Origin of the sequence: Pseudoalteromonas sp. G4, from assembly GCF_028875915.1 — a bacterium.
In the GTDB taxonomy this organism is placed as follows: domain Bacteria; phylum Pseudomonadota; class Gammaproteobacteria; order Enterobacterales; family Alteromonadaceae; genus Pseudoalteromonas.
The window spans coordinates 1-15,421 of record NZ_JAPEHW010000008.1 but is presented as its reverse complement, the minus strand read 5'-3'; the positions used below and the strand labels follow the sequence as shown (position 1 = coordinate 15,421).

The 15,421-nt window shown below is 36.6% G+C and carries 7 protein-coding genes; all 7 read left to right on the top strand.

Features of this window, described 5'->3' with window-relative positions:
- Window positions 1-235 precede the first annotated feature (235 nt).
- The 7 genes from ON073_RS04925 (at window position 236) to ON073_RS04895 (ending at window position 15,207) form a co-directional block, all read left to right on the top strand.
- Window positions 236-3,505, top strand: coding sequence for an STY4851/ECs_5259 family protein (locus ON073_RS04925; protein WP_274760748.1), 3,270 nt, complete (start codon window positions 236-238; stop codon window positions 3,503-3,505).
- 6 nt (window positions 3,506-3,511) lie between these two features.
- Window positions 3,512-9,787: a DEAD/DEAH box helicase gene (locus tag ON073_RS04920; protein WP_274760747.1), complete on the top strand. Its 6,276-nt coding sequence runs from the start codon at window positions 3,512-3,514 to the stop codon at window positions 9,785-9,787.
- Between the two features lie 75 nt (window positions 9,788-9,862).
- Window positions 9,863-10,201 (top strand): hypothetical protein, encoded by a 339-nt coding sequence (locus ON073_RS04915; RefSeq protein ID WP_274760746.1) that lies wholly within the window; start codon window positions 9,863-9,865, stop codon window positions 10,199-10,201.
- A gap of 3 nt (window positions 10,202-10,204) precedes the next feature.
- On the top strand, window positions 10,205-12,256 hold the full coding sequence (locus tag ON073_RS04910) for a hypothetical protein (protein WP_274760745.1): 2,052 nt from the start codon (window positions 10,205-10,207) through the stop codon (window positions 12,254-12,256).
- Window positions 12,243-12,902 (top strand): OmpA family protein, encoded by a 660-nt coding sequence (locus tag ON073_RS04905; protein ID WP_274760744.1) that lies wholly within the window; start codon window positions 12,243-12,245, stop codon window positions 12,900-12,902. Before ON073_RS04910 ends, ON073_RS04905 begins: the two co-directional genes overlap by 14 nt.
- A complete protein-coding gene (locus tag ON073_RS04900) occupies window positions 12,892-14,910 on the top strand; it encodes an EH signature domain-containing protein (RefSeq protein WP_274760743.1) in 2,019 nt (672 codons plus the stop codon). The genes ON073_RS04905 and ON073_RS04900 overlap by 11 nt, the downstream gene beginning before the upstream one ends.
- A gap of 108 nt (window positions 14,911-15,018) precedes the next feature.
- Entirely contained in the window at window positions 15,019-15,207 is a 189-nt protein-coding gene (locus tag ON073_RS04895; protein ID WP_274760742.1) for a hypothetical protein, read from the top strand.
- Window positions 15,208-15,421: the final 214 nt, after the last annotated feature.

Here is a 15,421-nt window from a genome sequence, read left to right as displayed (position 1 = left end):
TAGAGTATAGATACTATGTTGAAAGGGATTTTCGACAGCAAACTAGATGGACTTTCCTACATATTTTGCAAGCTTGTAATCCTCCCTTCTAACAAAAACTCTTTAATCTAGTATCATTATATTTGTTCGGTAGCAAATACTGTGCAGCTATTTCTTATATTCAGCTTTTATTAAGGCGAAATAACCACGATAGCGCGCATAGATACAAGATTGCTCAGCCTAGAAAGGAAAAATAATGACCGTTTCAGACGAAGCCTTTGCAAGCAAAAGTAAACTAGAAAGTAGTAGCATCTTCATTAGAGAATTTTTAAATAAGCGTAATTATTTGGAAGCTAAGGGTTTACCTTTATTTAGCTATCATACAACTGAAGATGAGTATAAGCGGAGTAAGGAGCTTTTAAGATTTAGAGTCCCTACAAACTTGACCTTAAATGATCGAGATTGGTGCGCTTGCTTTTGTTTATTTGGTGCAGAGTGGTATCGAAGAGAATATCAATCAGGCTGGTCTTGGGCAGGCATTTTTGAGCAACTAGGGTATGAGCTTGACGCTAACCAAAGATCAAAGGTGATAGTAAAAGGTTTAACGTTTTGGAAACGTCCTATAAATAAACACAGCGTCTGTAGAAGTGATTTCTTAGGTTCAGTTTATGCGGAAGGTGGTTTACCGTTTGGTCTACTTGCAGCTGAAGGGGGACGATTTCAAAGTTTATTTAAAAGATTATTAAATGAATTTGACAGAGCTAAATCGTTTGGTCAATCACCTCTTCCATTTATAGAGCAACAACTCACTAAGTTGCCAGATGCCTTTCAAACGCAAAGCACCGTTACACTTCTGCATGATATGGTGAGTAATCTGTATGGATTAATTGATACCTATGAGTTGGATAAACAGTCCAACCCTGCAAAACATCTCGATAATCTTTTACCTAAATGGCGTAATAGCTTTCCTATCCCCTTGGATACCAAAGTGGGCGATGACTTCTTATCTGTTTTATTAAGTTCTGCAACACAGCAACGTAAAGTATCTAAGCTAAGAAGAGAGCGTTTGAGTTTGACTCAATGGGTTAAAGAGTCTGAAAGCCTGGCATTTAATTCAGAAATTACTGTGAGCAATAAATTATCAGTAGATCTTAAAAAGCAAGACTTAACAGCACCAATTGTAGAGGTTTTGATATATGAGGGTGATAAGCAGATTGCTGATTTAGGCATGGCTAGAGCTGAACTAGTTAATGAACAAGCAATACTGCACATGCGAAAAACTAAAGTGACGTTTACGCGTGATGTTTATGAAGCGCCTTTGAAATTAGTTGTAATGCAGGCTGGTAGAATACGATTAAGTGAGGCAATCCCAGGATCTTGGTTGCCTTGTGATGAAATGCCACTATTACTTAATCAAAAGGAAAAGCTTACTGTAATTGGCGTTGGCAGTCATAGTAAAAAAGCCGATTCCTTGACTGCTATAGTTGCAGGTTCAGCGGAAGTGTTTGATTGTAATGCTCAAATCTTTAAAGACCTAAGCCTTGATAATTATCGTCTAATAACTTTTAGCGGTGAGTTAAGCGTTAATTATTTTTCAGATTCAAAAACAGATAATTATGGATTATCAACAAAACTCGATAGCTTTCATAAAGAAGCGGTTCATATTTCTGGCGAGATTTTTGAATTTGAAACAGTTACTGGTTACCCAGTTTATAAAGGGGTACCAAAGATTGCATGTGATTACCCCCATACTAAAATCTTAATCGGTGAAAACGACTTAACACAATTGGGCAATAACTGTAATTTTTTTGGTAGACAAGTACTTAGAATAAAAGACGGGCAAAAAACTTTGTATCGTCGAAAGCTAGCGATTTTACCAAAAGATTTCGAATTAGGTTTACATGCTGGCAATAAATCGAATTTAGGATGTCTAACTATTCAGAGTGATAAGCCATTTTTATATTCAATCTCTAAAGACATAGCAAATAAAGCCGTTGTGATAAATGGAGGTAAACGAATCGAACTCGAAGCTAATGGAGCGCCACCGCCAGCTTTTGAAATGCAGATTCAAGCCAATTTATTATCTGATCCTATTTCTCTAAAACTACCTTTTCCAAGTAAAGGCGCTTTATTGTTTGATGGTTCGGGACGTGAGCTTCCTTACCTTTTTTCTGTCGATAATTTACTTGGAGCAAGGATTAATTTATTTAAAGAGGCTAATAAACCAAGTTCATTGTTTGAGATTGAGCTAAAAGCACCAACAAGTGCACCAGGCAATACTTCTTATCTCTTTCAATACAAGGTAGATAAGTTCGTTGAAGAAGTTAATCTTTTTGATTTACGTGAGAAAATAAAATCTCTTTTAGCAACGGCACAATCATCAGAATTAGATGCAGTAGTTCGAATGGTTATTAGTGGTGATGGGGTTCAAACTAAACAATATACAATTGGGCGGTATGCACTTTATGGTTCAAAAGAAGATAACTTATTAAGTTTTGAAGCAGATAAACAAGTCGACTTCTCGGGGCTTAAAGTTGAGCTTCTGAACTTAGCTAATCCGGAACAGAATTGTGAAACACTAACGCAGAGGTCATCTGGAGAAGTACACATAGGTAAGTTTGAACTTCCTTTGGTTGTTAAAACTCCTCATCTTGCGATCCCTTCACAAAACTCGACTTATCAATTCAGGCCTATTTTTATTCCTTCGTCACACAGTATTGATGCACCAGTACATATTAAGTCATTAGGTAAAGCTGCAGAGCTTTATCATCCAGTACATAACAAATCAGCGTTTGATGCAGTGTTAGAGCAAATGACTAATGACTTTGAGCATTCTGGGTGGGGTTATTTTGATTGTCTTTTAGATAAATATGCCCACCTACCTGCGCTCACTTTTGAAGCATTTAAAGCGCTAGTTAAACACCCCAAGTGTTTAATACTATTGCCTTTAGTGACTAAATTAAACACTGAAAAAGTTATGCAGACAATACAAACAGAGTTTAATATTGTTTGGGAATTATTACCCATAGGCCAATGGAAGAGTGCTTTAAATAAATATGAGTACTACTTAGGTGAGTTAGGCCTACCGCAAATACTGGTTAATAAATATATAAGCGAAAAAGCAAGTTCTATTTGCAGTTTCCTGGGTTTACCTGAGTTTTTCTCTTTAAAAAGGAATAGCCAAAATATGTATTCGGTTTTGATTGATATTAGGCGCGAAGAGCTACTAAGAGATAACTCAGATGTTGATATTCGCTGGCCTCAACAATATCAATTACCTTTACAGAAATGGGTTAATCAAAATTATCCACATTTAGTCCAGTTTAAAGTGCCAAATAAATTCCAGGCTGCTGTTATATATTTCCCCATTGCAGCTGCAGTGGTTGCAGCAACTGATACATCATGGGAAGAAGTGCTTAGTACTGATTCCGTCAATTATTTCCTTTTACGACAGTTAATGGAGTTTGATCGTAACTGGTTCGACTCAATTTACCAATGCGCTTTGTGCTTTTTTATTCAGGAGTAAACTAAATTGAATAAATACTTTTCAACACTAAAAAAACGAGCAAATGACCGAGCAAAAGAAGCGACCCTTAGCGTATTGGGAATTAATAACCCTAGTTTAAGAAATCACCTAAACCAAAAAATGGAAACGGATGAGAAGTTTATTAATGGTCCTGTTTTTGAACAAATGTTTAGTTGGGAAAGAAATACTGATTATCAGATGCAAGATCTGGTATCGGAAGGGTTATTGTCTCAGGCAGTCGTAGATTCTTTGGATTCTGATAAAAATAAACGGTATGCATTTAAAAAAACGTGGCATCCATTTGCGCACCAATATAAAGCTTGGAAAGATTTATTAAAAAAAGATGAAGTTAATTCTCGCATTATTACAAGTGGTACAGGTTCAGGTAAAACCGAGTGTTTTATGGTACCTGTTTTACAGGACTTACATAATGAGCTGAGTGAATCTAAGCAAAGACTCGAAGGCGTTCGAGCGATATTTTTATACCCTCTTAATGCACTAATTAACTCACAGAGAGAACGTTTAAATGCTTGGACACAGCATTTCGACGGGGATATTCGTTTCTGTTTATTTAATGGTAAAACACCTGAGTATTTGAAAAGCAAAGAACTTCAAATTCAAAAGAAAACGCCTCAAGAAGTGATGTGTAGAGATGCGCTAAGAGAAAGTCCAGCACCAATTTTGGTAACTAACGGTACTATGCTTGAGTATATGTTGGTTAGGCAAACCGATGCGCCAATTATAGAAAAGTCAAAAGGAAAGTTGCGCTGGATAATACTTGACGAAGCGCATACCTATGTAGGTTCGCAAGCGGCAGAGCTAGCATTACAACTAAGACGAGTAATGCAGGCGTTTGAGGTAAAGCCAGAAGATATTCGTTTTGTAGCAACATCTGCAACTATTGCTGGAGCCGAAGCTGAAGAGAGTCTAAAAAAATACTTAGCTGATTTAGCAAATATCTCAACAGAACAAGTAGCCGTTATAGGTGGGCAACGTATTGTGCCGCCATTAAGACAAAGAACCTTTAACACTTTGAGCTTTGAGGAAATTGCTGCAATTGAGCCCAAGGGACAATTGCCAGGGAAGACAAAAGAAAAGCAAGACCCCGGTGTTTCAATGCTTCGTTACCAAGCGTTAGAAGCAAGTGAAATTGCGATTTCATTACGTGAATTATTAACACAGCCAAATACACCACCAAAAACGATAAATGAAATTAAGAAAGATTTATCGCATTTTAATCTCAGTGAAAAAGAGCTTTATCAGTGGATTGATTTATGCACAGCGACAAAACCAAGTAGTCACGATGAAGCGTTTTTAAAACTGAGAGCACATTACTTTCAAAGAACCTTAAACGGTTTATGGGCTTGTATAGATAAAAACTGTAGTCATAAACAAAACTCAACACTTAAAGACGGTTGGGCATTTGGCAATGTGTACTCTCAGCATCGAATGCGTTGTGAATGTGGTGCGCCTGCTCTTGAATTGTCATTCTGTGAAGAATGTAACGAACCTCACTTGCTCGGTGTATATGACAATCAGTCAAATATTCAGCAATGGGTAGATCGCAATATTGATGAGTTTGCACTATCTGAGGGTGATAGAGAGGATAACGGTTCTGTTTATACAACCTCTCAGAGAAAATTAGACTATAAAACGTCTCAAGCAGTTGTGTTTAGCCAAAATGAAAATGAAGAATATGGATATTCTAAAATTGAAGTCAATCGAGAGGGGAAATTAGATTTTGATGAAGGTGATATTGCTTTAGTGCAAAGAGCTCAAGATTTGCAGGAGTGTTCAAGCTGTGGTTACACAGGAAAAAGTAAGCTCGGAAAAGCGTTTAGGCGTGCAATGCTTGGCGCCCCTTTTTATACAACTAATGCCGTCCCAACGATTTTGGAGTACTGTCCTGACTTTGAGCCTGATAAAGAGAGTGATGCTAAACAACTAGGTCCTAATGAATTACCAGCTCGGGGGCGTAGGTTAATTACGTTTACAGATAGTCGACAAGGCACAGCGAAAATATCCGTCAGTATGCAACAAGAAGCTGAACGTTCATATTTCAGGGGTGCTTTAATTCGAGAACTTAGAAAACACATTGAAGAAAAGTTGGATATAGAACCTGATGTGTTGGATAAGGTGAAAGAAGTTCAGAGCATGCCTCTAGAAATGCTCAAACAATTGTTACCTCAACTTAAAAAACTCAAACCGGAAGACGCTGGAGCATTAGATACTTATATTTCATTTTTAGAGGCGGGTAAAACTTCTGCTATTGTGCCAACTTCATTTTCATGGCGAGAATTAGTTGATGTGCTTAGGCGAGAACCCAACATCTCTACTTCAATGACCTATGAGAATCATTACTTCTCTCCAGAGGTTTTTCAGAAAAACGATGCCACTAAACTGTCTGAAATGATATTAACTCGAGAAGTAGCACGCAGGCCGAAATACAGAAATAGTGTCGAAACACAGGGTTTGGTTAAGTTGGTTTATCCTGGCATTGAATCTATCAGGGAGATCCCAGAGTATTGGGAGGACTTTAATTTTACCCTTAAAGATTGGAAAGACTACTTAAAAGTTTGTATGGACTTTTTTGTGAGAGAAAATACCTATGTCGAAATTCCTGCAGAAATATCTCGCTGGGTAGGAATGCACTTTTATCCTAAGTTTTTGATTAATCCAGACTCTAAAGATGAGAATGAAAATAGGGTAAAGCGTTGGCCTTTGGTTAAAACAGGTAAAAAGCGTCAACAACGAATAATTAATCTATTGGCACAAGCCGCAGGGTTTAAGGATATCGGAAACGATGAAGAAGATAGGCTCAATACTTGGCTAAAAGCCGCGTGGAATGATTTAGTTAAAAGCAAAACGCTTACCGAGTATGCAGGAAAACAATATCAACTAAATTTAAAAACAGTTGAGTTTAGCTTATTAACCGAAGCCTATATTTGCCCTGTTACTAATAAGTTAATTGATACTATTTTTGCGGGCATTTCGCCTTATATGCCTTGGAACAAAGATGTAGAGAATTACCTTTGTAAATTAATCCAGTTACCATCAATTTGGGAATTTGATACAAGCACAGACAATTCAACATTCATTGAAGAAATTCGTGAAAATGTAGCAAAAGACGAGAAGGTTAAATTATTACGTGAGCAGAATCTATGGACGGATATTAACGATAGTGCTGTAGAAGGTGGGTTTTACTATACAACAGCCGAGCACTCTGCCCAACAGTCTTCTGATAACTTAGAACGTTACGAAGAGCGCTTTAAAAATGGCCAAAAAAATGTTCTAAATTGCTCAACGACCATGGAGATGGGTGTCGATATAGGCGGCATTTCAGCTGTTGTAATGAATAATGTGCCTCCACATCCGGCGAATTATTTACAGAGAGCGGGTCGAGCGGGTCGTTCGAGTGAATCACGCGCAATTGGTTTTACAATTTGTAAAAATAACCCTCATGATCAATTTGTCTTTAGTGAACCAAGCTGGCCTTTTACCACGCCAATAGCGGCTCCTAGAGTTACTTTTAGTTCTAAAAAAATAGTACAACGCCATGTTAATTCATTTTTATTAGGTTCTTTTTTACGAGAGCAAATTGGCACCACAACAAAAGAAAAGCTTTTTCTAAACTTAAAGTGGTTTTATTTAAAAAATGAGGGTAGTAAAGCAATTTATGAGCAGTTTATCGACTGGGTAAATGGATTAAGTTCTGAATGGTCAGACGATATTAACTTATTGGTAAAAGGTACAGTGTTAGCCGATTGTTCTGAAAAAACGTTGCGTAATGACACTGTATTAAAAATTAAAGATCTTGCTGAACGTTGGTTAAGTGAATACCACTATATTGAGTCTGAGCTATCTCAGACAGAGCTTGAGAGTCCGTATGGTTATAAGCTATCAAATGACATTAACCGTTTGATAAAAGAGTACCTTTTACGAGACTTAGCAACACGAGGCTTTCTACCTGGTTACGGCTTCCCGACAGATGTTGTAAACCTTTCGGTTAACTCTTTGACAGATTATATTCGTCAGAAAGAAGATAAAGAACGCTTTAAAAATAAAGAAGAGCGTGAAGATAATGTTTCGTTGAGCCGTGGCATGCCAAGCCGTAATCTTGCTGTTGCAATTCGTGAATTTGCACCTGGTACTGAATTAGTGCTTGATGGTCGAGTACATAGATCAGCAGGTATTTCACTAAATTGGCAAAATATTCATGTGGATGGTGGTAAAGACTCTCAAAAGTTTGATGTGGCATGGCGCTGCAGTAGTTGTGGCCAAACAGGATATGAGGGGGAGTTAAGTAAGCAAAGTGAAATTGTATGTACGAATGCCAAATGCGCAGCACCAATACCTTTAAAAAACCAACGTAAAGTAATCCAACCTAGCGGCTTTGTTGTTGATTTTTATCACGAACCTACAAATAATATAGCCAGTACCCATTATGTACCTGTTGAGAAACCTTGGGTAATAGGGAAAGGAGAGCACAGAGCATTACCTAATCCTGAGATAGGGTTTATGGTAAGTGACACCGCAGGCCAAGTATTCCACCATTGCTCAGGGTTACATGGAACTGGTTATGGCATTTGTTTAAGTTGTGGTAAAGCAGAGTCTATGACGCCTTTATCGGAATTACCTAAAGCACTTGCCTTGGATGAGCCACATAGACCGCCAATGCCCAACAAGTTTCAACGTGATGAAAAAGGTAAGGCTGAATGTAATGCCAATGGCAAAATATTAGAAAATATTCACTTGGGATACCAAACGACAACCGATGTGTTTGAGTTAATCTTAAGGAGCCCAATTACCAATGAATATTTAAGTGATGTGTCTATTGCTACAACAATTGCTGTAGCACTCAGAAAAGCACTGGTAAATGAACTAGGCATATCTATTAATGAAGTCGGTTATGGCAATCGGGCGACATTAATTGAAAAAAGTGTCCAAGCTCAAGCAATACAGTTATTCGATATGTTAAGTGGTGGCGCAGGCTTTGCAACATCAGCCAAAGATAATGTTCAAAATCTTCTCATAAACCTTCTAGATATATTAGATTGTAGTGAGCACTGTGATCGCTTCTGCAATAAATGCTTACTAGAGTCTGATTCTCGCCATGACATAGACAAATTGGACCGCACACAAGCGCTTGAATGGCTCGAAAGTAATATTAAAAGTTACATTCAGTTACCAGATGAATGCAAGCAGATGCTTGGTATTGGAGTGCCTGTTAAATATGTGGCAAATACGCTCAAAGAAAAACTAAATGAACTAATACGAAGTCAGCCTAAAACAGTTAAATTTGTTTTATCAAGAAATATATCCGATTGGGACACATCACTGGGCCACATTAAATCAGTCTTCCATAGTTTATTAGCTGAAAATATTAGTGTTCAAGTTATCGTTCCTGATGTTCAGTTTAATGAAGATATTGAAGCATACCTAACCAGCTTGGCAAAAATAGGGGCAGAAATCTATGCAGCTGATTTTCAGCACCCCATTGTTTTTCAAGTAATAAACCAAGAGACGTGTATTTCTGTAGCGAACACATCACCTAAAGCGACCTTACCTGGTATTGATTGGCTTACAAGCGATCAAATTACGGTTGAAGCGAATGAATTTAGAGAGCTAAATGGGACGCAACTCACTTTTGAGCCTGTTAGCGATGCTGGCACAGTCGAAATTCAAATACTAGATGAATTAAATGCTCCTCTAGATAAGTTTGGGTCAAACTTCCTTAAGCAATTAACTGAGTCAAATAAAAATTTAGAGCAGTTAATACGCTCTAATACCTTGAAAAGTATAACTTATACCGATCGTTATATACAAAGTCCATCCAGTATGTTGATGATTTCAGAGTTACTGAAGTCACTAACTAATGGAAAAGATATCTCAACTACTGTGAAAACCTGCTTTAAGACTAGAGGTAATAGTCAGGCTTATGCAATTCAACATGATTGGGACTATGACGAAGATTATAAGGCTATTTTTAGTGCTTGGTTACAATTTAAGGTTTCTCCTTCTGCAAATCTGATACTGACAGAAAAATACCAGGTACCTCACCGAAGAACGTTATTACTTGAATTTGAGTCAGGTGAGAATGTCACAATCACGCTTGACCAAGGTGTAGGTTATTGGAACTTACGAGTTGGGCAAGGGCTTCATAAAATGGATTTTATGTTGAGAGCTGAAGATCAGTTAAAGCATTTGTTAGAAGTAGAAAAAAGTGCGTATGTAAAGAATAGTGCGGATTGGGAAACCTGGTTTACGGTTAGCGTGAATTAGATAGTTGTCTTTGAGGGCCTTAAAAGGTCCTCAAACTAATATTGGTTTTCAATTAGTTCTACTTAGGTATGGAACATGGCAATAAACGAAATAGTTGAGAGAATAATAGCTATAAATCACGCATGGAAACTTGCTAGAGAAAAGTTTGGCGCACAAAACCCAATAACTCTGTCTTTACGAGAGCAGAAATCATCTTGGCAAGCCAACTTAATTCGTAGCTTTCCAGCTGAAGTTTTTCTCAAAGAGGCTAGTGATTCAGATTCACATGAGGAACGGTTGTTAAGTGTTCGGTTACGCAAGCCCCTACAAATAGCATCAGGACTCAAATCAGATGCTGAACATTTACCAGTGAGGTTAGCAAATGTGCTGTTCACTGAAAAAGAATTAAAAAAATATATTGTGAAGGAATTATAAGTAATGAGTTTATTAGAACTTTTATTACAAGACTCGCTTACTGTCTCGGTTGTTAGTTTAATCGTTGTAATCTTTGTAATTGTCTTATTAAGGGAGTTAAAGCAGAGTTACAGTTACTGGTCCTCTATTTCAACAAGAGCAAAGCTATTAGACCAGTTGATAGCTGGCAAAAGTAATTCACAGTTACTTGAGAATAAATGGGTTCGGTCGAATATTTTGAATTCAAAAAATAGTATTGATATCAAAGGTGGCTATTTAATCATCCCACATTCGTTAAATAAGATAGTTGGAAGTGTCTATTCATCAAACAATAAAACAGTTCCGGCTTTGTTAACAAGTATTGGTGTAGCAGGCACGTTTCTTGGTATTACACTTGGACTAGCTGAGTTTGATATGGGGAACGTTGGGAATGATTCAACTGCTTTACTTCACTCTGCAGCTTTATTACTAACAGGTATGAAAACAGCATTTGCGACTTCTTTAGTTGGTTTGGTTTGCTCTGCTGTGATGCTCGTTATTTTGAAATTGAGCATGTCGAAAGCTAATAAAGCTCGGAATAGATTTATAGATAAGGTTGAAACTAATTGTATTGAACGAACGCCTTTCGAACTATTAAAAGAAATAGCAGATAACACACAAACTGAAAGTGATGACCAATTAACTGAAGTGATTGCAAATCTTACAACCAATTTGGGAGCTCAATTAGATAAGTTAGCTGGAAAAATTGGTGGATTTAATGGTGATGAACTATCTGTAAAAGTAGGGGATGCTGTCTCTACTTCATTAAAATCAGAATTCATTCCTGTTATGAAAGAGTTGTGTGCTGAGCTTAAAAACGTAAAAGAAGAAAATACCATAAATCATAAGCAAATTGTTTCATCTTTAATTGAAGAAATGGAGAGCAAGCTTATATCTCCAATTTCAGAGCAATTAAAAGAAACTGCTAGTGCGGTGAATATGAGTAACACTGTTAATGAGCAATTAAACCAAAATGTAGAAAGAATGTTAGCTGAAATAGCAAATACAGTTTCAACTATTGATACTTTCAATCAACAAACGATGGATAAGTTGCAAAGTTTTGCTTCATCATTAAATGAGATTTTGGCGACATTTAAAGAGGATACCAAAGGTACAATGGAGGATATTACTATAAAAGTGAGTAGTGTTCTCGAAATGGCTGAAAAAGGTATGGATTCGCAAAGAATAGCATTTGACGAAAGTACTCAAAGAGCGGCTGTTGCCTTTGAAGAGATGGGAACTAAATTAGATAAATCTCTAACAGCCAGAACCGAAAAAGAAATTAAACTATTTGCTGATATAGAGAAACGTTTGGAAGCCTTACTAGCTATGACCAGCGAGTCTTTTGAAGAGCAAACAAAAGTGATAAGTGTAACTGGGCAGGCGGCCAGTCAACTAATGGAAAGTGCTCAAGAACAGTTAAGAATTGGTTTAGGCGATATTGATAATAAGGTTTTAAATATGTCTCGTACAGTTCAGTCTGAGTTAGAAGCATTTAGAGAACAATATCAAAGCAATCTGACTGATTTTTTCAATCAGCAAAATAACTTATTAGAGGACACTTTAGGTAAACAGCGAAATAACTTGGTTGAAGTTGTTGATCGCTTTAAAAATGTTTTTGAACAAGAGTATCAAACTAGACATAACTTACTTCAAGAGCTAACTGCTCAGTATGAGCACTTACAGGCAAGTGTAGCAACTATTGAAAGGCTAGTTGAGGCTATTGGCTTAACTGAAACTAGTACTTTTTCAAAGCTAGAGGATATTGCTAGAAATGTAGGGACCCAAGTTGGAGAGTTGAAAAAAGAATATGCAGAAGCAAGTGCAGTTTTTAAAGAGATCTCCGAAGGGTTACCTAAAGCAATGCAAAAGTACTTTGAAACGGCAAATCAAAGTTCTGATTTATATTTTAAAGGATTCGATGAAGCAGCGAGCAAAATTCACAACAGACTGGCGCAGGCTGCAGATTTTCTAATAGAAGCTAAAGCATTTGAAAAGTCAGTTAATGAGCAAGAGGCTGAAAATGCTTACTCATGAAAACTCGATAACAACAGAAGAAGTTGATGATAGTGGCGCATGGTTATCCATTGGCGATTTAATGTCGGCTTTATTAATGATTTTTGCCTTATTATTAATAAGTGCACTTGTACAAATATCTCAGTCAGAAGAAACCAGCAAAAATAAGAGGATTATGATAATCCAAGGTATAAACCATGCTTTAAGCGAAGCTAATATTGCTGTTGAGGCTGATCCAGTTACTGGGGATATTTCAATACTTGATTCAGTTTTATTCGAGAAAGGTGAGCACGACTTAAAGCAATCAGGTAAAGCGTTTTTAAATACATTTGTACCTATATATAGTGGTGTTGTTTTTCAAGACAGTGATATTGCCGAAGAAGTTACTAGGATTGTAGTTGAAGGGCATTCAAGTAGAGAAGGTGATTTTAGTTATAACATGGCGTTGAGTGTAAAGAGGGCTAACAGTGTATCTCATTTCATCCATGGAATGGAGTTTGAGCACAAACATGACTTTTTTAAAAAAGTATTATTAGCTGGGCGAGGCTCGCTTGATGCCGATCAACTGTCTGACAATGCATCAGACCGGAAGGTTATGTTTCGTTTTCAATTTAAAGGACAAGAGTTACTTGGATCATTTAAAAAGGAAGGTTTAAATGAAATCTAGAAGTGGAATTGTTTTTGAACCACCTAGAACTCCTGTAAACAATAGCCTTATAAATGCTGATGATATTGGAGGCAGCAGTTTTGGTAAATCGCGAAGCAATGTGCCTCAATTTCCACCTATATCGTTTTCTCAGATAATGACTTACATTAGGAATGGGCATGCTGAAGTGATTACTTTGAGTGAGTGGCTTTTATTTTTTAAAAGTGAAGTTGATGTTGATGATGAACAATATGGTAAGGATATTTTAATTCAAGTATGGCAAGCGGTTGATAAATTTGATTCTGTAGCGAATATCGCATTTTTCCTTGCAAGCCAATATTTAGAGAAAGAACAAGAATACTATCCTCGTTTCCTTCTCGAGACCTTAAATGAAGCAAAACCTTATCTAAGAAATAAACACCAAAATAGAATTGCATGGTTAATAAATTTATCAGAGGGTAATTATTGCGGGTGTCATAAGTTGGCAAGAGAGCACAATGCTAGTACGTTTGATTTCATTAGAAGGCTTAAATTCGCAAAACCAGTTTTTACTCGTACTAAGCTCATACAAAATTTGGTCAAAAGTTTGCCATTCGAATTATCTGAAAGTGATGACTTCTGGTTGTTAACCGTTATTGATGATTTAACTATTAAAGAACAACTCTTAGTTGCTGAAGATCTTATTAATTCATCATTTTCATTTAAGAGTCGAACTGAAAATTGGATAATAGAAAATTGCTTACCAAATGAAGATAAAACACTTTGGCATAAATTAAGCAGTTCATCGCGAAACATACTAAAAGATAAATATGATATTAATGACTTTTACATATTTGATCAGTTAGCTAAGTTGCTTAGTGAGTTAGCTAATCAAGTTAACAACCCTTTGAATATTAATGAAACAGAATCTACTCAACTTAAATCTCGATCTGAGTTTTGGAAAAACTACAGTAAAGGTATCAAACAAGTTTTACTTATATTGCCTAAATTATCATACCAACTGATAGAAGAAGAACTTAACATAGATGAACATAAAGTAATTATTGCCAATGACCTGCTCGCCACAGAAGAAGTGGTTATTTTTGAACTTGGAGAGTACTTATTTGCAGAAGTACTTCGAGGAACATCCGCCGAGCTGAGAATATTTGAATACTCATCTAGAAATATAGAGCGACTATTAAACTCGAGAGATATAAGTTTATCTAGTATTAGGAATATGACTTACAGTTTTGTTCACGACCATGAATACCTATGGCAGTACTCTCTAGAAAAGTTGTTAAGAACTAAACTGAATATATTGCCAAATAGTGGGTTGAAATACTTTTATGGCTTACCAAAAGTGGTTGGTAAATATAGTCACGTAAATGGCTTAAAAAAACCCGACGATTCAAAATTGTCTGAACGAGTAGCTCATTTAGAAAGGTGGAATGATAAGTTTTGGGCTGAAGAAGAAAAAACTTCTAAGTATAAAGACTTGTCACCTGAGTTAAAGAAAAGCTATAGAGACTTAGCAATAGCTAAAAATGCCCTTTTAGATGGACAACGCGCAATTTATGATAAGTATTTAGCTAGAGCAGCTAACAGTAATAATCCTGAGGCAATGTATCTACTGGGTGTTAGTATAATTAATAATCCTAAAGCTCCAATTGAAAGCAAAAAGAATGCGGAAGATTGGATTAAAGAATCAGCTTCTTTTGGTTACGAACCTGCGGCAGAGTTAGCGAAAAGGTATGGTTTAAACTTTTTAGTCTCACCTAAAAAAAATGATCCTTATGAAGGACTTGGTAAAGTAGGTAGAGCAGTAAAACGGGATATCGAAGGAATTGATTCACGTCCATATAGTTCATTGACAATTATAGACTTTGAACATCTTTACGAAAATGAAAAGGACAGTATTTCTCTTAAAAAAGTTTATGATGAGCTATCTCGCAGGAAGGAATCTGCAAGGATAAATATGTTGAAATCAAAAGTTTTAAGGACTTTAAAAAGTAAAAACTTAGCTTATGACAAAAACCTTTTAGATTTGTAGCCTCATAGTAAATTTGGTTCTACCCAGGGTTCACAAGCTTGCAAACCCCATCATTTAAACGGTGAATGTTAATTTAATGGCGTTCACCGTTTTTTAATTGGAGCTAGAATGGCTGTAAGACCTAACCCTGTAAGATTAAGTTGTAACCAGTGTCGTTGGCATAAAATTATTGCCCCTAGAAGTGATGTTGTGCCAAATGATTACTTTTTGGATGAGTGCCCTAAATGCGGTGGTGAGTTACACCGTAAACAACTAAGTGGCTTATTTAGTAGTTTAATTCGTTTATTGAATGAGTAAGTTACCATCGCTCCAGACTATATAAGCATATAAGCCAATATTATTGATATTTTAGATATCAAATCTCGTTCATCAACCTTAAAAAATGTCACCTCGCTAGCTACAGCGAAACTTACTCAGAAGGAGGCTGAAGTAGCTTTTGGCCTGTTTTTGTAAACTCTAAAATGAGTTTGTAATAACGATGGATATTGACAGAGTTCAATGATTAGGACAC